Origin of the sequence: Nocardioides sp. TF02-7 (genome assembly GCF_022437945.1) — a bacterium.
GTDB lineage: Bacteria > Actinomycetota > Actinomycetes > Propionibacteriales > Nocardioidaceae > Nocardioides.
Genome location: NZ_CP092535.1, coordinates 2,720,119 through 2,737,289, shown reverse-complemented (window position 1 = coordinate 2,737,289; position 17,171 = coordinate 2,720,119). Strand labels below are relative to the sequence as shown.

Below are 17,171 nucleotides of genomic sequence, written 5' to 3'. Positions count from 1 at the left end.
CCCCTCGCGGTCGCCACCGTCTGGGGCATGTACGCCGGCACCGCGGCCGCCCGGGACGAGCCGGCTCCCCGTCGCGGCCGGGAGTCCCGCGCGGGTGTCACCGGGCCGTGACCACGTGCCGGCCGGCGATCCACCCGAAGGTCATCCCGGGCCCGAGGGTGCCGCCCGGGCCGCCGTAGCCCGGTCCGGTCGGTGAGGACGCGTTGCCGACGGCGTACAGCCCCTCGATCGGCCGTCCGTCGAGGTCGATGACCCGGGCGTGGGCGTCGACCTTCGGCCCGCCCTTGGTGCCGAGCGCGCCGACGGTCAGCTCGAGGGCGTAGAACGGCGGCTCGTCGATCGGGCCGAGGGTCGCCTCGACCGTGCCCTTGCGGTAGGGGTCGCCCCACCAGCGGTCGTGCGCGCTCTCGCCGCGTCCGAAGTCGGGGTCGGCCCCGGCCGCGACATGGCCGTTCCAGCGCGCCACGGTCGCCTCGAGCGCGCCGGCGGGGATGCCGAGCCGGCCCGCCAGCTCGGCGAGCGTCGCGCCCTCGGTGAGCCACGGCGGCGTCTGCCCGTCGTAGGGCCGGTTCGTGCTGCCGTAGCGGGTCAGGTAGCCGTGGTCGAACACCACCCAGGCCGGGAGGTTGGCGTAGTCGAAGGAGTTGACGTCCTCCTGGTGGAAGGCGCCTCCGATCGCGTTGTAGTTGGCCGCCTCGTTGGTGAACCGGCGGCCGGCCCGGTTGACCATGATGCTGCGCGGACGGGTGCGGTCGCCGTTGATCATGTCGCGGTCCATCGCGTTGACCCCGGAGGGCAGCGGGGCGACGGGGATCCACCAGGCCTCCCGCATGTTCTGCAGCGCCGCGCCGGCGCGCATCGCCATCACCAGGCCGTCGCCGGTGTTGGTCGGGATCGAGACCGGCATCTGCATCCGGCCGCGCAGGAACGTCGCGCACAGCTCGGGGTTCCACTCGAAGCCCCCCGTCGCGAGCACCACCCCGCGCCGCGCGGTCACCGCACGGCCACCACCCGGGCCGTCGACCACGACACCCGTGACTCGGCCGCCGGAGATCACCAGCTCGCGCGCGGGCGTGGCGGTCTCGAGGCGGACGCCCTCCCGCAGGCAGGCGGCGAGCAGGAGGCCGACCAGGCCGTGGCCCATGCCGCGCTCGTTGGCGGCCGCGCGCCGGGCCCGCTCCTCCTCCGTCGGCGGCTGCGGCACCGCACGTCCGAGCGGTGTCTCGTCCATCCGCAGGTCGTAGGGGTAGTAGGGGCTCTGCTCCACCCGGTCCTGCCAGTCGCCGAGGGCGTCGAAGCAGAACAGGTCGGTGCCCAACGTCCGGCCGCCGCCCGGCTTCCCGCCGGGCAGCTCGGGGTGGTAGTCGGGAAGCCCGGGGACGGGGAAGAACTCCACGCTCCCGTGCCGCTCGAGGTAGGCGATCATCCGCGGTCCTGCCTCGACGAGGGCGCGCACCAGCGGTTCCTCGACCACGCCCCTGCCGAGAGCGGTGAGGTAGGCGATCGCCTCCTCGGCGCTGTCCTCGACGCCGATCGCGGCCAGGTGCGGGTGGTCGGGCACCCAGAGGTGCCCGCCCGACCAGGCGCTGGTGCCGCCGATCCGGTCGTTCTTCTCCACCACGAGGACCGTGCCGCCCTCCCGGGCGGCGGTGAACGCCGCGGTCAGGCCCGCGGCACCGCTCCCGAGGACGACGACGTCGTACTCGTCCGCCATACCCCACCCCTGCGGCGTGCGAATATCGAGCAGCATTCATCGATAAACGCACACTACGGCCGGGCGCTCGTCCGATCAACCGGTCTCGGCCGCCACCGCCGCGAGCAGTCGCCAGGTCCGCTCCTCGTCGTCACCGGTCGCGACGACGTGGGCGGCGAGCTCGGTCACACCCGCGTCGGCCAAGCGGTCGAGCCCGTCCCGCACCGCGGACTCGTCCCCCGACCAGGGACAGCGCCGCGATGCCGTCGACACCCTCCCGCGCCAGCACCCGCTGGTACGACGGCAACGCGTCGTTGGCGCCGAGCTTGCGGTGGATCGCGGCCCTCCCGGCCGGCTCGTCGTCCGTCACGCAGACCGGCACCGCGGTGACCACGCGGAACGGCCGCTCCCGGCCGGCTGCCGCGGGGACGATCACGTCGGCGACCGTCCGCGCGCCCGCAGCCCAGGTCACCACCCCGTCCGCGGCGTCCGCCGCCAGCGCCGCCATCCGGGGGTTGACCGCGCCGAGCACGATCTCCGGCGCCGGCGCCTGAGATCGTGATGGGGGCCGCAGCCGCTGCGGCTCCGCCCCGGAGAGCAGGCTCCCGAGCGCCGTGAGGTAGGTCGCCATGGTCGCGAGGGGCGGTCGCCACTCGACGGCGAACAGCTCCTCGGCGAGCACCTGGTGCGAGGTACCGAGGCCGAGGGTCAGCCGGCCACCGGTCACCTCCTGCACGGTGAGCGCCTGCTGCGCGAGCGCGTAGGCGCTGCGCAGCGGCAGCGGCACCACGGCGGTGCCGAGCCGCACGTCGGGGACCCGAGCGCCGGCCACGGCGAGGGCGGTGAGCGTGTCGACGCCGTTGAGCATCGGCGCCCAGTAGCCGGCGAGCCCCGCCTCCCGGGTGCGTGCCACCTCGGCCACCACCTGCTCCACGCTGCCCCGGTTGGTCGTCGAGGAGTGGATCGCGATGCGCATCACAGGTGCGTCCGCAGCAGCTGGCCGCCGTCGACCAGCACCTCGGCGCCGACCAGGTACGACGACGCGTCCGAGAGGAGGAACGCCACGACCGCCGCCACCTCCGGCGGCTCCCCCGGACGGCCCAGCGGCACGAAGGAGGAGATCCGGGGGACGCTCTCCGGCGAGAGCATGGGCGTGGCGATCGGCCCCGGGAGCACGGTGTTGACGCGGATGCCGAGCTCGGCGAGCTCGAGCGCCGCGCTGAGCGAGAGGCCGCGGGCGGCCCACTTGGAGGACGCGTACCCGACGTGCCGGTCGAACGGGCGGAGGGCGGCGTTGCTGACGGTGTTGACCACGGCGGGCGCGTTGCCCGAGCGCAGCAGCGGCACGCAGGCCTGCAGGCCCAGCAGCGGTCCGAGGCAGTTGACGCGCCAGGCGCGCTCGAACGCTGCCGGGTCCTCCTCGAGCAGGGACGCGCGGTGCAGCGTGCCGGCGTTGTTCACCAGCGCGTCGAGGCCGCCCCACTTCTCCTTGGCCACTGCGACCGCGGCCGACCACCCGGCCTCCGACGTCACGTCCAGCGGCTGGGCCACGACCTGCTCCGGCGCCTCCGCGGCGACCGCGGCGAGCTCGTCGGCCAGCACGTCGCAGGCGAGCACGACGTACCCCTCCGCGACGAGGGTGCGCACGATGGCGGCTCCCTGTCCGCGCGCCGCGCCTGTCACCAGCGCCCGGCGCGCTCCTCCGGTGTCCATGGGGCCCTCCGTGTCCTCGGTGTCCTCGTGCTGCTTCTCGGTCTGGTCGACCTGGTCGTCCGGTCGCCCGGTCGTTCGTCGTTGGTCGTTCTCGTTGGTCGTCGGGTCGTCGGTCACCGGTTGCGCAGGGTGCGCAGGGCCTCCTCCACCGCGGCACGGTGCTCCGGCGTGGCCGTGAGCCGCACGTGGAGCTCGGCATCGCGGTCGCAGGCCTCGGCGAACCCGAGGACCGGCACCAGGGCGGCGGTCTCGGCGATCACCTGGGCGGCGGGCGCCGGCACCCGCGCGAAGGCCCGCGCGGTCCGGAGCGCGCGGTCCGCCAGCTCCTCGGCGGGGTGCACGTGGTTGACGAGCCCCCGGTCGCGGGCCTCGTCGGCGCGGAGCGGCGCCGAGCCGTAGAGCAGCTCGCGGGCGACCGCCGGCCCGGCGAGGCGGTGCAGCAGCCAGCTGCAGCCGAAGTCGCCGGCGAGCCCCACCCGGCCGAACCCGGTCATCAGGGTGGCTGTCGACGCCGCGAGGCGCACGTCGCAGGCGAGGGCGAGGGCCAGTCCGGCTCCGACCGCGGGGCCGTTGACCGCCGCGACCGTCGGCTTGGGCAGGTCGTGGAGGGCGACGACGGTGCGTCGCTGCAGCTCCGTCTGCAGGGCGGTCCGTCCTGCCGGGTCGTCCGGCTCGCCGAAGATGCTGCGCCCCTCGGCCATCAGGGTGACGTCGCCCCCGGCGCAGAACGCCGGCCCGGCGCCGGTGAGCAGCAGCGCCCGGACCGCGGGTCGGGTGCGGGCAGCCTCCACCGCCGCGGCCAGCCCCTCCAGCATCTCCAGGGACAGCGCGTTGCGCGCTCCGGGCCGGTCGAGGGTGACGGTCAGCACGCCGTCGTCGTCGAGGCTCGCGCCGACCTGCTGCGTCCCGGTCTCCAGCGACGGCACGGCGACTCCTCGCAATTCGATATTGACGTCAAAGTTATAGTCGGCCCAGTCGTCCCGGGCAAGGGACGAGCGAAGGAGGATCCGTGCAGACGTCAGCGGCACCCTTGACCGGGACCACCGTGGTCTCGTTCGAGCAGGCGGTCTCGGCCCCCTACTGCACCCGGCTGCTGGCCGACCTGGGCGCGCGGGTGATCAAGGTGGAGCGGCCGGGGAGCGGCGACTTCACCCGGTCGTTCGACACCGACGTCGACGGGTTGGCCACCCACTTCGTCTGGCTCAACCGCAACAAGGAGTCGCTGGCGCTCGACGTCAAGGACCCGGACGCCCGCCCGGCGCTCGAGGCGCTGCTCGACCGCGCCGACGTCGTCGTGCAGAACCTCGCTCCCGGTGCGGCGCAGCGGCTCGGGCTCGACGCGGAGAGCCTCGTCGCGCGCCGCCCCCGCCTGGTCGCCGTCGACATCTCCGGCTACGCCCCCGACGGGCCGAACGCCCACCGCCGGGCCTACGACCTGCTGGTACAGGCGGAGGCAGGCGCCTGCGCGGCGACCGGTTGGCCCGGCCGGCCGGCCCGCCCCGCCATCCCCGCCGCCGACGTCGGCACCGGCCTGATGGCCGCCCTCGCGGCGCTCGCGGCGCTGCAGGCCCGCCACGTCCACGGCCGCGGCGCGGCACTGAGGATGAGCATGTTCGACGTCACGGCCGACCTCATGGGCTTCGGGCTGCTCCATGCCCGCTACACCGGCGAGGAGCGCCCCCCGGACGGCATGAGCTCACCGACCGTCTCGCCCTACGGCGCCTACCCCACCCGGGACGGCCGGCAGGTCGTGCTCGGCACCACCAACGACGACGAGTGGCAGCGCCTCACCCGCCGCCTGCTGGAGCGGCCCGACCTGGCCGACGACCCGGCGTACGCGACCAACGACCAGCGCTGGCACCACCGCGACGCCATCAACACCGAGATCGCCGCGTGGACGTCGCAGCACGACATCGCCGACATCTGCACCCGGGCCGACGCGGCCGGGATCGGCAACGCCGTGCTGCGCCCGGTCACCGAGGCCGCGCACCACAACGAGCTGACGGAGCGCGAGCGGTGGACGACCGTCGGGTCGTCGGTCGGACCGGTCGCCACCCTGCTCCCGCCGTTTGGCTCCGCGACCTGGCCCGCGCGGCTCGAGCCGGTGCCGGCGCTCGGCGAGCACACCGAGGCGATCCTGGCCGAGCTGGCGACCGGAGGCACCGCCCCGACCGAGAGGGAGAACTGACATGGACGTCGTCATCTGCGAACCGGTCCGCACGCCCGTCGGCCGCTACGGCGGCGCGCTCAAGGACGTCCCGGTGCAGGAGCTCGGTGCCACGGTGGTCGCGGCCCTCCTCGAGCGCACCGGCCTGGAGCCGGACGCCGTCGACGACGTGATCCTCGGCCACTGCTACCCCACCTCCGAGGCGCCGGCGCTGGGCCGCGTGGTCGCGCTCGACGCCGGCCTCCCCGTCACCGTGCCGGGCCTCCAGGTCGACCGGCGGTGCGGGTCCGGGCTGCAGGCGGTGCTGCTGGCCGACGCCCTCGTCCGCACCGGGGTCGCACGCACCGTGGTGGCCGGCGGCGCCGAGAGCATGTCCCAGGCCGTCTACTACTCGACCACCCAGCGCTGGGGCGCACGAGCCGGCGACGTCGGGCTCTACGACGCCCTCGGCCGCGGCCGGGTCACCGCCGGCGGCCGCCACCACCCCGTGCCGGGCGGGATGCTGGAGACCGCGGAGAACCTCCGCCGGCAGTACCGGATCCCCCGGGAGGAGCAGGACCGGCTCGCCCTCGTCTCGCACCAGCGGGCCGTCGCGGCCCAGCAGGAGGGCCGGTTCGACGCCGAGCTGGTCCCGGTCACGGTCCACGGACGGCGCGGCACCACGGTGGTCGCCGCCGACGAGCACCCGCGGCCCGACGTCTCGATGGAGGCGCTCGCGCGCCTGCGACCGGTGCGTGCCGACGTCGACCCGGAGTCGACCGTGACCGCCGGCAACGCGAGCGGGCAGAACGACGGCGCCGCAGCCTGCCTGGTCACGAGCCGGGACGAGGCCGAGCGGCGCGGCCTCCGCCCGCTCGCCCGGGTGGTCGCGGGCGCCGTGGCGGGTGTCGACCCCGCCGTCATGGGCATCGGGCCGGTGCCGGCGACCCGGGCGGCGCTCGACCGGGCGGGACTCACCCTCGCCGACATGGACCTGATCGAGCTCAACGAGGCGTTCGCGGCACAGGCGCTCGCCGTCACCCGCGAGTGGGGCTTCGGCGCCGGGGACCTCGACCGCCTCAACGTCAACGGCTCGGGCATCTCGCTGGGCCATCCCGTCGGCGCGACCGGCGTCCGCATCCTCGCCACGCTGGTGCGGGGAGATGCACCGGCGCGACGCGCGCCACGCACTGGAGACCATCTGCATCGGGGGCGGCCAGGGGATCGCGGTCGTGCTCGAGCGGATCGACGACTAGCACCGGCAGGATGACGGCACGACCAGAACGACCAGGACGGCGGGGACGACGATGACGATCGAGATCGCACGGGCAACCGACCCGACGCTGGCCGAGAGCTACGCGGCGCGCGGGCACTGGCGCGCGCAGCGGCTGCGCGACGGTCTCGAGCACTGGGCCGGGCAGACCCCCGGCCGCACCGCGCTCGTCGACAACGAACGGTCGTGGACCTACGCCGAGCTCGAGGCCGTGGTGGCGCGCATGGTCGCGGGGCTCCCGTCACCACGGGGCGGGCAGCGGCAGCGCGGTGCTGCTGGTGGCACCGGTCGCGGCGCCGGCGGTGGCGGCGTACCTGGCCACCGTCCGCAGCGGCGCCGCCGTGGTGATGCTCGACCGCCGGTGCGGGACCGCCGACGTCGAGCACGCGACGGGTCCGCTCGACGTCGACCTGGTCGTGTCGACCTCCGAGCACGCCGACCGGCTCGACCTCCACGGGCTCGGTGTGCCCGTCCTCGACCTCGACCACCTCGGCGACGGTCACCAGCCCGACCGGGCGTGGGCCGAGCCCGACCCGGCCGCGCCGGCGGCCGTCTTCTTCACCTCGGGGACGACCAGCCGGCCCAAGGCGGTCGTCCACAGCCTCGACACGCTGCGCTCCGGCGCCCGCCACATGGCCCACGGCCTGGGGCTGGGGCCCGACGACGCCGCGTTCCTGAGCAGTCCGGTCGCCAGCATCACCGGCGTGATGCAGGTGCACCTGACCCTCGACCGTGGTGCGGCCCTGGTGCTGGAGGATCGGTTCTCCGCGGCGTCGTCGCTGCGCCGGCTCGTCGAGCACGGGGCGACCACCCTCGGCGGCGCACCGGTGATCGCGGAGGAGCTGTTCGCCGAGGCCCGCCGCCAGGACCTCGCCGCCCTGCCGCTGCGGTCGATCTCGCTCGGCGGCGCGATGATCCCGCGCGACCTGCTCGAGCTCGCGACCGGACGCTGGGGCATCGTCCCGACCCGGGTCTACGGCTCGTCGGAGGCCCCGCTGTCGACCTACACCATGCCCGACGACACCGGCGAGCGGCGCCTGGCCGACGACGGCGCCGTCGCGCCGGGGGCCGAGGTCGCCACCGACCCCGCGACCGGCGAGGTGCTGCTACGCGGCCCTCACCTGTTCCTCGGCTACCTCCACGACGAGGACAACCGGGCGGCGTTCACCGACGACGGCTGGTTCCGCACCGGCGACCTGGGCCGGCTCGACGGCGACCGGCTCACCGTGACCGGAAGGCTCAAGGAGGTCGTCGTCCGCAAGGGCCTGAAGATCTCGCTGCCCGAGGTCGACGCCGTCGCCCGGACGCTCCCGGGGGTCGTCGAGGCGGTGGGGTACGCCGTGCCGGACCCGGCCACCGGAGAGCGGCTGGCGCTGGCCCTCCACGGCGCCGACCTCGACGGGCTGGCGTTCGAGTCGGTGGTCGACCACCTGCTCGCCGCCGGGCTGGCGAAGTGGAAGCTGCCCGAGGAGGTCGTGGTCTGGGACGCGCCGCTCCCCCGCACGACCAGCGGCAAGGTGCAGCGGCGCCGCCTCGACGGCGGCGGGGTGCGCCGGCTGCTCGCGCCCCGGCTGCGGTCCTGACGCCTCCCGGGCCCTAGGCCTGCTTCCCGGTCCCCGCCGGCCCGAGCACCTCGCGGGCGATGATCACCTGCTGGATCTGGCTGGTGCCCTCGTAGATCCGGAACAGCCGGGCGTCGCGGTAGAAGCGCTCGACCGCCGACTCCCGCATGTAGCCGGCACCGCCGTGCACCTGGACCGCCCGGTCGGCGACCCGGCCGACCGCCTCGCTGGCGAAGTACTTCGCCGCCGCCGGGGCGACCCGCCGGTCGCTGCCGTCGTCGTAGGCGCGGGCCGCCTCCAGCACGAGGCTGCGCGCGGCGAGGGTGTCGGTCACCGAGTCGGCGATCAGCCCCTGCACCAGCTGGAACCCCCCGATCGGCCGACCACCCTGCTTGCGGGTGCGCGCGTAGTCGACCGTCTCGTCCACCAGGCGCTGGGCGAGGCCCACGCACAGGGCGGCGATGTGCACCCGGCCGTGGGCCAGGCACCGCATCGCGGTGGCGTGGCCGCGCCCCACCCCGGCGTCGCCGCCGACCAGCGCGGCGGCGGGCACGCGGATCGCGTCGAGGTTGACGTCGGCGGTCCAGGCGCCGAACTGGCCCATCTTGTGGTCACGCGGCCCGACCGAGAGGCCCGCGGCGTCCCGGGGGCACCAGGAACGCCGAGATCCCCGGCTGGGTGCCGTCGGCGGCGACGGTCCGGGCGAAGACCATGAACACGTCGGCGATCGGCGCGTTGGTGATGTAGCGCTTGCTGCCCGAGATCACCCAGTCCTCGCCGTCGGCGCGAGCCGTCGTCCGCAGGTCACCCGGACTGGACCCTGCGTCGGGCTCGGTGAGGGCGAACGACGCGACCACCTCGCCCGAGGCCAGCCGGGGCAGCCAACGCTGCTTCTGCTCCTCCGTGCCGCCCTCGAGCAGCACGTGCCCGGCGATCCCGTTGTTGGTGCCGAACATCGAGCGCAGCGCCGGCGTGGTGTAGCCGAGCTCGAACATCAGCCGCACCTCCTCCGACGCGCTCAGGCCGAGGCCGCCGTACGACTCCGGGATCGCGAACCCGAACAGGCCCATGTCGCGGGCGGTCCGCCGGACGTGCTCGGGCACCTCGTCGTTCTCGTCGATCTCCCGCTCCAGCGGGACGACCTCCTTGCGCACGAAGTCGCGCACGGAAGTGAGCACGGCCTCCAGGTCGGCGTTGTCCATCCGGTCCTCCTCGCGGGTCGTTCCAGCTCGTCGTCAGCGCAGGACGAAGCCGTCGTAGTCACGGTCGGCGACGTCGGCGCAGAGCCGCCGGTAGGTGTGGAAGCCGCCGGCGAAGATCGCGAAGCCGCGCGGCTTGCCGGGCACGTTGGCCCCGGTGTACCAGGAGGCGGTGCGCTTGGCGAGCAGCGGCTCCGACATCCGGTCGACCTGCTCCACCCAGCCGGCCTGCGCCTCGGCCGTCGCCTCCACGACGCGGTCGCCCGCGCGGGCCAGCAGCGCGGTCACCCAGTCGACCTGCTGCTCGGAGGTCAGCACCATGTTGGCGAGCACCGACGGGCTGCCCGGCCCGTTGAGCACGAACATGTCGGGGAAGCCGTGCACGGCCAGTCCCAGGAAGTTGTCGGGACCGTCGGCCCAGGCCTGGCGGAGGCGGAGGCCGTCCCCTGCCGACGACGTCGATCGCCGAGAGGGCGCCGGTGAGCCCGTCGAAGCCGGTCGCGAGCACCAGGTCGTCGACCTCGATCTCGCGGTCGCCGACGACCACGCCCCTCTCGGTGACCCGGCGGAGCGGCTCGGCGCGGAGGTCGACCAGGGTGACGTTCGCGCGGTTGAACGTCTCGTAGTAGCCGGTGTCGACGCAGATCCGCCGGGCACCCAGGGCGTGGTCGCGGGGCAGCAGCTTCTCGGCGACGTCGGGGTCGCGCACGACCTCCCGGATCTTCTCGTGCACGAACGCCACCGCCTCGGCGTTCGCGCGCTCGTCGGTGACCAGGTCGGCGAACGCCCGGGTGAACCGGCCGCCGCCGACCGCCCATGCCTCCTCGAAGACCTTGCGCCGCTCCTCCGCGTCGACGTCGAACGTCCTCAGGTCCCGGGCGGTCGAGGGCGTCCCGCCCGCGCTGCTCCACGAGACCCGTCGCCGCTCGTCGTAGCCGGCCATCGCCTCGGCGAGGCGGTGCTCGTCGTAGACGAAGTTGTGCGCGGGGATGCTGAAGTTCGGTGTGCGCTGCAGGACGTGGAGGTGCTCGGCCGCCTCGGCGAGCCGCGGCACCATCTGGATGCCGGAGGAGCCGGTGCCGAGGCAGGCCACGCGACGGCCGGAGAAGTCGACCTCCTCGTGGGGCCACCGGCCCGAGTGCAGGACCCGGCCGGCGAACCGGTCGAGCCCCTCCACGTCGGGTCGCAGCGGCACCGTGAGCGGTCCGGTGGCCCACACCAGGCGACGCGTCCGGACCTCGCTCCCGTCGTCGAGGGTCACCGTCCAGCCCGGGTCGGCGGCGTCGTAGCGGGCGGCGACGACCCGCACCCCGAACGTCGTGTGCTCGCGGACGCCGAGCCGGTCGGCGACGAACCGCAGGTAGGCGAGGATCTCGGGCTGGGTGGCGTAGCGCTCCGTCCACCGCCACTCCGCCTGGATCTCCGGGGAGAAGGAGTAGGAGTAGTCGAGGCTCTCCACGTCGCACCTGGCCCCGGGGTAGCGGTTCCACCACCACACCCCGCCCACGTCGTCGGCGACCTCGACGCAGCGCACCGACAGGCCGGCCTCGCGGAACCGGTGGACGGCGTAGACGCCGGCGAACCCGGCTCCCACGACCAGCACGTCGGGACCGGGGGCGGCCTCGGGGGGCGCGTCGAGCACGACCGAGCTCCCCTCAGCGCGTGAGGACGCTGACCGCGGCGACGCCGGGGGCGCCGTAGAGCTGCGCGACCCCCACCCGGGGCCGGCCCGGGACCTGCCGCTCGCCCGCTGTGCCCCGCATCTGGTGCACCAGCTCGTGGACCTGCCGGAGGCCGGAGGCACCGACCGGTTCGCCGTTGGCGATCAGGCCACCGTCGGTGTTCACGGGCAGCCGGCCGCCGATCCCGGTCGCTCCGTCGGCGATCAGCCCGGGCTGCTCCCCGTCGGCACAGAGCCCGACCTCGGCCATGTGGATGACCTCCGCACCCGCGTCGGTGTCCTGGAGCTGGGCGATCTCGACCTCCGAGGGCGCGACGCCGGCCTTCTCGAACGCGGCCCGAGCAGCGTCCACGGTCGGCGCGGGCACGTGCTCGACCCCGGTCGACGGGGTGTGCACCTCGTAGGCGCCGTAGCGCCGGGTGCGGACCTCGGTCGAGCGGAGGAAGACCGGCCGGTCGGTGTAGCGGTGCGCCACCGCCGCGTCGCACACGACGAGCGCCGCCGCCCCCTCGTTGGGGCTGCAGAACATGTACTGCGTCAGCGGGTGGTTGAGCATCCGGGACCCGAGGACCTCCTCGGTCGTGAGCTCCCTTGCGGCGGTGGGCGTTCGGGTTCAGCGCTCCGTTGCGGTAGGCCTTGGCGGCGACCTGGCCGAGCGTCTCGGCGGGGATCCCGTGGTCGTGCATGTAGCGGTTGATCTTCATGCCGAAGAACTTGGTGGTCAGGAACAGCCCGACCTCCCCGAACCACTCCGGGCAGGAGTAGTCCGGCGGGTTCGCGCTGAACGCACCGGACTGGTGCTTGTCCATCCCGACGACGAGGCCGAGCTGGTGCTCGCCCGAGCGGATCGTCCGGCTGGCGACGGAGAGTGCGCTCCCCGCGGTCGCACAGCCGTTGTAGACGTTGGTGAACGGGATGCCGGTGAGGCCGAGCGAGCCGACCACCGCGTCCGGCTGGTCGACCTCGTAGCTGCCGCCGACCGCGAACTGGACGTCGCCCCAGTCGACGCCCGCGTCGGTGAGCGCCGCGCGCGCGGCGTCGGCGCCCATCGCCAGCCCGGACTTGCCGGGGAACCGGCCGAACGGGTGGATCCCCACTCCGACGATCGCCACGTCAGCCATCCGCCTGCTCCTCTCCCACCGGGGCGAACGCGAAGGTCAGCACGTCCTCGTCACCCCGCCTCGCGAACGGCACCACCACGGTGCGCATCCGCTGGCCGATCCGCAGCGTCGACGCGTCGCAACCGGTGAGCCGGCCCTCGACGCGGATCTCACCGCCGAGCTCGACGAGGCCGACGTACCACGGCTCGAACGAGTCCGGGTCCGTGGCGCCGAGGTAGGGCTCCTTCGGGAGGAACTCCTGGCTCGTCCAGCTCCACAGCGTCCCCTCCGGCTCGAGCAGCGTGCTGGTCACGGTGTCCGAGCCGCAGGCGGGACAGCCGCCGCCCGCCGGGAAGGTGAGCACACCGCAGCGCTCGCACCGCCCGCCGACCAGGCGTGGCTGGTCGGCCGGCCAGGTGAACAGCTCCTCCGCGACCGGTACCGCTCTCACCACTGCCGTCCTCCTCGTCGCGGAACTGGCCCGCCGTGATCCCTTGTCCTCAACACGCTCGAAAATCTACACTGACGTCGAAGTTAAGTACAGGAACGGTCGACCAGGTCGGAGGAAGCGTGTGATCGAGGCGCACGAGCGCACCGTCGGTGACGGCGGGCTGTCGTCCTTCACGGCGGCCTTCGCCGGCTGGGTCCGCGACCACGAGGTCGACCTTCGTGCCCTGCTCGGCGCCTCGGCCGACTTCGACGAGACGGTGGTCAGGGGCCCGCCGGCTCCGCGCCCTGCTCTGGGAGGCGGACTGGGGTCGCTACGGCTGGCCCGAGGAGTACGGCGGCCGCGGAGGGAGCAGCCTGCACCGGGCCGCCGTGCACGAGGAGCTGTTCCGCGCCGGGTGGCACGGGCCGGCCGTCTTCGAGCACGTCGAGATCATCGCCCCCACCCTCGTGCGCTACGCCCAGCCGGCGTTCCTCGAGCAACGCCTGCCGCGGTTCCTCGACGGCGCGGAGGTGTGGTCGCAGGGGTTCTCGGAGCCGGAGGCCGGCTCGGACCTGGCGTCGCTGCGCACCCGCGCCGTCGAGGACGGCGACGCGTTCGTCGTCAACGGCTCCAAGATCTGGACCAGCTGGTCGAAGTGGGCCCGGTGGTGCCTGGCCCTCGTGCGCACCGGCACCGCGGACGAGCGGCACCGCGGCCTGACGATGATGGCCATCGACCTCACCGCACCCGGCGTACGGGTGCGGCCGATCCGGCAGGCCAACGGCACCGACGAGCTGGCCCAGGTCTTCCTCGACGACGTGCGCGTCCCCCGCACGCAGCTGGTCGGCGAGCCGGGCGAGGGGTGGGCGGTCGCCATGTATCTGCTGGCCCGCGAGCGCGGCACCTTGTCGTGGCTGCGGCACTGCGGCTTCCGCCGGAGGTTGCTCGAGGAGCACAAGTCGCTCACCGTCGCCGACGACCGCGCCGTCGGAGACTTCGTCGCGCAGTGGGCCGGAGTCCGTGCGGCCGCGGCCGACCTCCTGCACCGTGACGCCGCCGGACAGGACCTCGGACCGGAGTCCGCGTTCAACAAGCTGCTGATGACCCGCGCCGAGCAGGAGCTCCAGCACCTCGTGCACGACGCCACCGGACCGCGGGTCGGCGTGCCCGTCGACGAGGAGGACCTGCTGCGCCAACGCGAGTACCTCTTCTCCCGCATCGTCACCGTCTACGGAGGTTCCCAGCAGATGCAGCTGATCACGATCGCCAAGCACGTGCTGGGGCTCGGGCGTGGCTGACCCCGGCCGCGACCCGGCGTACGTCGAGCTGCTCGCCGCGGCCGACCGCACCATCGCGCGCCTCGGCGGCGCGGGCGCCGCGGCGGAGTTCGGCATCGACCAGCTGCTGTCGGCTCCCGACGCGGGCGGGGCGGAGGACCAGGCGGTCTACGCCTTCCTCGAGGCGCAGGGCCACCACGCCGCGACGTCGTCGGTGCTGGCCCGGTTCGCGCTCACCGACCTCGTGCGGTCCGGGCACCTGGAGCGCACGGACCTCGTGCTCGCCGAACGGACGGAGGACGACGGGCAGCTGGTGACCGCCGGGTGGACCCCCGGCACCCCCGTCGCGGTCGACCGGCCCGGCGACGGCCTGGTCGTCGTCACCGAGCCCGGCCTGGTGCAGCGAACCGCCGATGACGACGACTACCTCGTGGTCCTCGAGCCGGTCCGCGACGGCGTCGTGGTCGTGCCCGAACCGGTGCTGGCCGACCGACGCCCCCGCCGTTCGCGGCCGGCTCCGGCTCGGTGCCGCCGTCGAGACTCTCGGCGCCTGCACCCGCCTGGTCGACGACGCCGCCGCCTACGTCCAGCAGCGACGGCAGTTCGGCCGAACCCTTGCGGAGTTCGCTCCCGTCCAGGACCTGCTCGCGTGGGCCGCGACCGAGCGGCACCAGCTGCGCGCGCTCGTCGACGCGGCCGTCGTCGCGGGCCGCGACGGCGCGGTCGGCAGCGACGAGTGGGAGCGGACCGCCACCGCGGCCAAGGTCCTGGCCGGGCGGGTCGGCCGGCGCATCGCGCAGCACACGCTCCAAGTCACCGGTGGGATCGGGTTCACCTGGGAGCACCACCACCACCGGCTGCAGCGCCGGGCGCTCGCCCTCGACGCGTTCGGCGGGACCGCCGCCTCCCTCGCGGTCGGCCTGGGCCGCGCGGTGCGCACCACCGGGGAGCTGCCCGACCTCGTCCGGCTGTGAGACCGGTGGTCGTCCGGGTCGGCCGCTCGCGGACCGCAGGCATCGCTAGGTCAGCGCCGCCGCCAGCGCCGCGGCCTGCTCCTCGACGACGGCGCGGCTGAGCGCGGTCGTCGGGGCCACCGAGTCGAAGCCGTGACAGGTGCGGGCGTGGAGCCGCAGCTCGGTCGGGACCCCCGCCCGGCTCAGCCGGAGGGCGTGCTCCACCGCCTCGTCGCGCAGCGGGTCGACCTCCGAACAGGTCACGAACGCGGGCGGCAGGCCGCTGACGTCCTCGGCGAGTGCCGCCGCGAGGTAGGTCGGGTCGACGGCGCTGCCGGCGTAGGCCGCCCAGGCGTAGCGTGCGCTCGCGGCGTCGAAGTACGGCGTGTCGCCGAACTCCGCCATCGAGGCGGTGGCGCACCGGGGGTCGAGCATCGGCTGGTGCAGCAGCTGGTGGCGCAGGGCCACCTGGGGCAGCTGGTCGCGGACCCGGAGTGCGAGGGCGGCCACCATCCCAGCACCGGCGCTGCTGCCCGCGAGTGCGATCCGGGAGCCGTCACCGCCGACCGCGCCGGGGTCGGCCGCGACCGCCGCCACCACGTCGAAGCAGTCGTCCAGGCCGGCGGGGTAGGGGTGCTCCGGCGCCAGGCGGTAGTCGACGCTCACGACGAGGCAGCCGGCGAGCCGGGCGAGGTCGAGGCACCGCTGGTGGTCGGTGTCGAGGTTGCCGAGCACGTAGCCGCCCGAGTGGGCGTAGACCACCACCGGCAGGGCGTCCCCGGGTGGGCGGTAGAGCCGCACGGCCACGGTCCGACCGGACACCGGGAGGTCGCGGTCCTCCACCCGGACCGCACCGGAGGGGGTCGCGGCGACGGTCTCGGCCCGGCGTCCGTCGAGCGAGGCGCGGACCGCGGCGAGGTTGCCGTCGCCGAGCCCGAGCGGCGGCAGGTCGCCCACGGGGAGGTAGGCAGCGTCGATGCGGGTGCTCCAGGTGGGGGTCATGGCGAAACCTCCGCAACAGTGGTTGACTTCGACATCATAGTCAGAACTATCGCGGAGGTTCTCCATGACGGCCGACGGTCGCCTCACCCGGATCTGCACCCTGCTGGCGGACTACGCCGTGCACGTCGACGCGCACGACGCCACCGCCTGGGCTGCACTCTTCGAGCCCGATGCGGCGCTCGTGGTGGGCGACCGCCGGATCGAGGGTGAGGCCCTGAGCAGGTTCGCTGCCGACGCGCCGGACGGCGTGCACACCAGTGGCGTGCCGGCCGTCGAGGACGGACCGGACGGCCTCCGGGTCCGCTCCAAGTTCGTCTTCGTCGCCGCCGACGGGTCGCGGATCCTGGCGGGCACCTACGCCGACCGGGTGGTCGACGACGGCACCCGGGCGCGCTTCGCCGAGCGGGTCGTCTCCGTGGAGTCGGCCGTGCGCCTCGGCGGCTCCTGAGCAGTGGCTCAGCCGCCGCGATCCGCGGCGGCCGTTGTGTAACCTGACGCCGATTCGAGACCAGGAGGTCCCATGCCCGACACCGAGCCCCGCTCCGCCAAGGGGCGGCGAACCCGGGCGCGCCTGCTCGAGGCGGGCAAGACGGTCTTCGAGCGCGACGGGTTCCTCCAGGCCAGGATCACCGACATCGCGACCGAGGCAGGCGTCTCGCACGGGTCCTTCTACCACTACTTCGACTCCAAGGAGTCGTTGTTCCGGGAGATCGCCGACGAGGTGGAGGTGCGCCTGGTCTCGATGGACGACATCGCCTACGACGGCGACCCGCCCGAGCCCATCGAGCGGATCCGCGCGGCCAACCGCTCCTACCTGCGGGCCTACAAGAAGGAAGCCAAGATCATGCGGGTGATCGAGGAGGTCAGCCGCTACGACGCCGAGGTGCGCGCGGCCCGCAAGCGCCGCGACGACTACCTCGCCGCCCGGCTCGAGTCCTCCATCCAGCGGCTGCAGAAGAAGGGGATCGCCGACAAGCGGGTCGACCGGCGCTACGCCGCCACCGCGCTCGGCGGGATGGTCGCGCGCTTCGCGGAGGCGATGTTCATCCACAGCGAGGACTTCGACCAGGAGCGGGCCGTGGACCAGCTGACGCTGCTCTGGGCCAACGCGATCGGCCTGCGCGACGACGCCTCCTGAAACC

At 74.3% G+C, this 17,171-nt stretch carries 18 protein-coding genes and 2 pseudogenes; 8 read left to right on the top strand and 12 right to left on the bottom strand.

All coding sequences use genetic code 11. The annotated features are described in order from the left end of the window. Positions 1–97: 97 nt before the first annotated feature. The 4 genes from MF408_RS14080 to MF408_RS14065 form a co-directional block, all read right to left on the bottom strand. On the bottom strand, positions 98–1,714 hold the full coding sequence (locus tag MF408_RS14080) for an FAD-dependent oxidoreductase (RefSeq protein WP_240248230.1): 1,617 nt from the start codon (positions 1,712–1,714) through the stop codon (positions 98–100). A 130-nt stretch (positions 1,715–1,844) separates the two neighbouring features. Further along, a complete protein-coding gene (locus MF408_RS14075; protein ID WP_240248229.1) occupies positions 1,845–2,669 on the bottom strand; it encodes an LLM class flavin-dependent oxidoreductase in 825 nt (274 codons plus the stop codon). Beyond that, positions 2,669–3,523: an SDR family oxidoreductase gene (locus MF408_RS14070; protein ID WP_240248228.1), complete on the bottom strand. Its 855-nt coding sequence runs from the start codon at positions 3,521–3,523 to the stop codon at positions 2,669–2,671. Before MF408_RS14070 ends, MF408_RS14075 begins: the two co-directional genes overlap by 1 nt. After that, the gene (locus MF408_RS14065) at positions 3,520–4,332 is read right to left on the bottom strand and encodes an enoyl-CoA hydratase-related protein (protein ID WP_240248227.1); all 813 of its coding nucleotides are present in this window, start codon (positions 4,330–4,332) and stop codon (positions 3,520–3,522) included. Before MF408_RS14065 ends, MF408_RS14070 begins: the two co-directional genes overlap by 4 nt. Before the next feature lie 104 nt (positions 4,333–4,436). Here MF408_RS14065 and MF408_RS14060 point away from each other — a divergent pair, with 104 nt between their 5' ends. From MF408_RS14060 to MF408_RS25515, 4 genes and pseudogenes are all read left to right on the top strand, one after another. Continuing rightward, entirely contained in the window at positions 4,437–5,594 is a 1,158-nt protein-coding gene (locus MF408_RS14060; protein ID WP_240248226.1) for a CaiB/BaiF CoA-transferase family protein, read from the top strand. Position 5,595: 1 nt separating this feature from the next. After that, positions 5,596–6,822, top strand: coding sequence for an acetyl-CoA C-acetyltransferase (locus MF408_RS14055; RefSeq protein ID WP_275693170.1), 1,227 nt, complete (start codon positions 5,596–5,598; stop codon positions 6,820–6,822). A gap of 254 nt (positions 6,823–7,076) precedes the next feature. Beyond that, a pseudogene (locus MF408_RS14050) lies at positions 7,077–7,952 on the top strand (AMP-binding protein); the annotation flags it as partial. After that, positions 7,926–8,408: a hypothetical protein gene (locus MF408_RS25515; protein WP_345893950.1), complete on the top strand. Its 483-nt coding sequence runs from the start codon at positions 7,926–7,928 to the stop codon at positions 8,406–8,408. The pseudogene MF408_RS14050 and the gene MF408_RS25515, both read left to right, overlap by 27 nt. Positions 8,409–8,421: 13 nt before the next feature. On the opposite strand, the gene MF408_RS14045 is transcribed toward MF408_RS25515, so the two are convergent. From MF408_RS14045 to MF408_RS14020, 6 genes and pseudogenes are all read right to left on the bottom strand, one after another. Continuing rightward, positions 8,422–8,991, bottom strand: a complete 570-nt coding sequence (locus tag MF408_RS14045; protein ID WP_240248224.1) for an acyl-CoA dehydrogenase — start codon at positions 8,989–8,991, stop codon at positions 8,422–8,424. 7 nt (positions 8,992–8,998) lie between these two features. Then, complete coding sequence (locus MF408_RS14040; RefSeq protein WP_240248223.1) at positions 8,999–9,589, bottom strand: acyl-CoA dehydrogenase family protein; 591 nt, start codon at positions 9,587–9,589, stop codon at positions 8,999–9,001. A gap of 58 nt (positions 9,590–9,647) precedes the next feature. Continuing rightward, the gene (locus MF408_RS14035) at positions 9,648–11,228 is read right to left on the bottom strand and encodes an NAD(P)/FAD-dependent oxidoreductase (RefSeq protein ID WP_240248222.1); all 1,581 of its coding nucleotides are present in this window, start codon (positions 11,226–11,228) and stop codon (positions 9,648–9,650) included. 13 nt (positions 11,229–11,241) lie between these two features. After that, entirely contained in the window at positions 11,242–11,823 is a 582-nt protein-coding gene (locus tag MF408_RS14030) for a thiolase family protein (RefSeq protein ID WP_240248221.1), read from the bottom strand. Between the two features lie 103 nt (positions 11,824–11,926). Beyond that, positions 11,927–12,388: pseudogene (locus MF408_RS14025) on the bottom strand (thiolase family protein); the annotation flags it as partial. Then, complete coding sequence (locus MF408_RS14020) at positions 12,381–12,818, bottom strand: OB-fold domain-containing protein (RefSeq protein WP_240248220.1); 438 nt, start codon at positions 12,816–12,818, stop codon at positions 12,381–12,383. The gene MF408_RS14020 and the pseudogene MF408_RS14025, both read right to left, overlap by 8 nt. Positions 12,819–13,036: 218 nt before the next feature. On the opposite strand from MF408_RS14020, the gene MF408_RS14015 reads away from it, so the two are divergent. After that, the gene (locus MF408_RS14015; RefSeq protein ID WP_240248219.1) at positions 13,037–14,095 is read left to right on the top strand and encodes an acyl-CoA dehydrogenase family protein; all 1,059 of its coding nucleotides are present in this window, start codon (positions 13,037–13,039) and stop codon (positions 14,093–14,095) included. Here MF408_RS14015 and MF408_RS14010 read toward each other — a convergent pair. Continuing rightward, the gene (locus tag MF408_RS14010; protein WP_240248218.1) at positions 14,055–14,333 is read right to left on the bottom strand and encodes a hypothetical protein; all 279 of its coding nucleotides are present in this window, start codon (positions 14,331–14,333) and stop codon (positions 14,055–14,057) included. The genes MF408_RS14015 and MF408_RS14010 overlap by 41 nt on opposite strands. Before the next feature lie 154 nt (positions 14,334–14,487). Between MF408_RS14010 and MF408_RS14005 the strand changes: the two genes are divergently transcribed. Continuing rightward, positions 14,488–15,048 (top strand): acyl-CoA dehydrogenase family protein, encoded by a 561-nt coding sequence (locus MF408_RS14005; RefSeq protein ID WP_240248217.1) that lies wholly within the window; start codon positions 14,488–14,490, stop codon positions 15,046–15,048. 45 nt (positions 15,049–15,093) lie between these two features. On the opposite strand, the gene MF408_RS14000 is transcribed toward MF408_RS14005, so the two are convergent. Next, positions 15,094–16,029 carry an alpha/beta hydrolase gene (locus MF408_RS14000; protein ID WP_240248216.1) on the bottom strand — a complete coding sequence of 312 codons (936 nt, stop codon included), beginning with the start codon at positions 16,027–16,029 and terminating at the stop codon, positions 15,094–15,096. Positions 16,030–16,093: 64 nt separating this feature from the next. Between MF408_RS14000 and MF408_RS13995 the strand changes: the two genes are divergently transcribed. Next, positions 16,094–16,477: a nuclear transport factor 2 family protein gene (locus MF408_RS13995; protein ID WP_240248215.1), complete on the top strand. Its 384-nt coding sequence runs from the start codon at positions 16,094–16,096 to the stop codon at positions 16,475–16,477. 72 nt (positions 16,478–16,549) lie between these two features. Then, positions 16,550–17,167 (top strand): TetR/AcrR family transcriptional regulator, encoded by a 618-nt coding sequence (locus MF408_RS13990; protein ID WP_240248214.1) that lies wholly within the window; start codon positions 16,550–16,552, stop codon positions 17,165–17,167. The last annotated feature ends 4 nt before the right edge of the window (positions 17,168–17,171 follow it).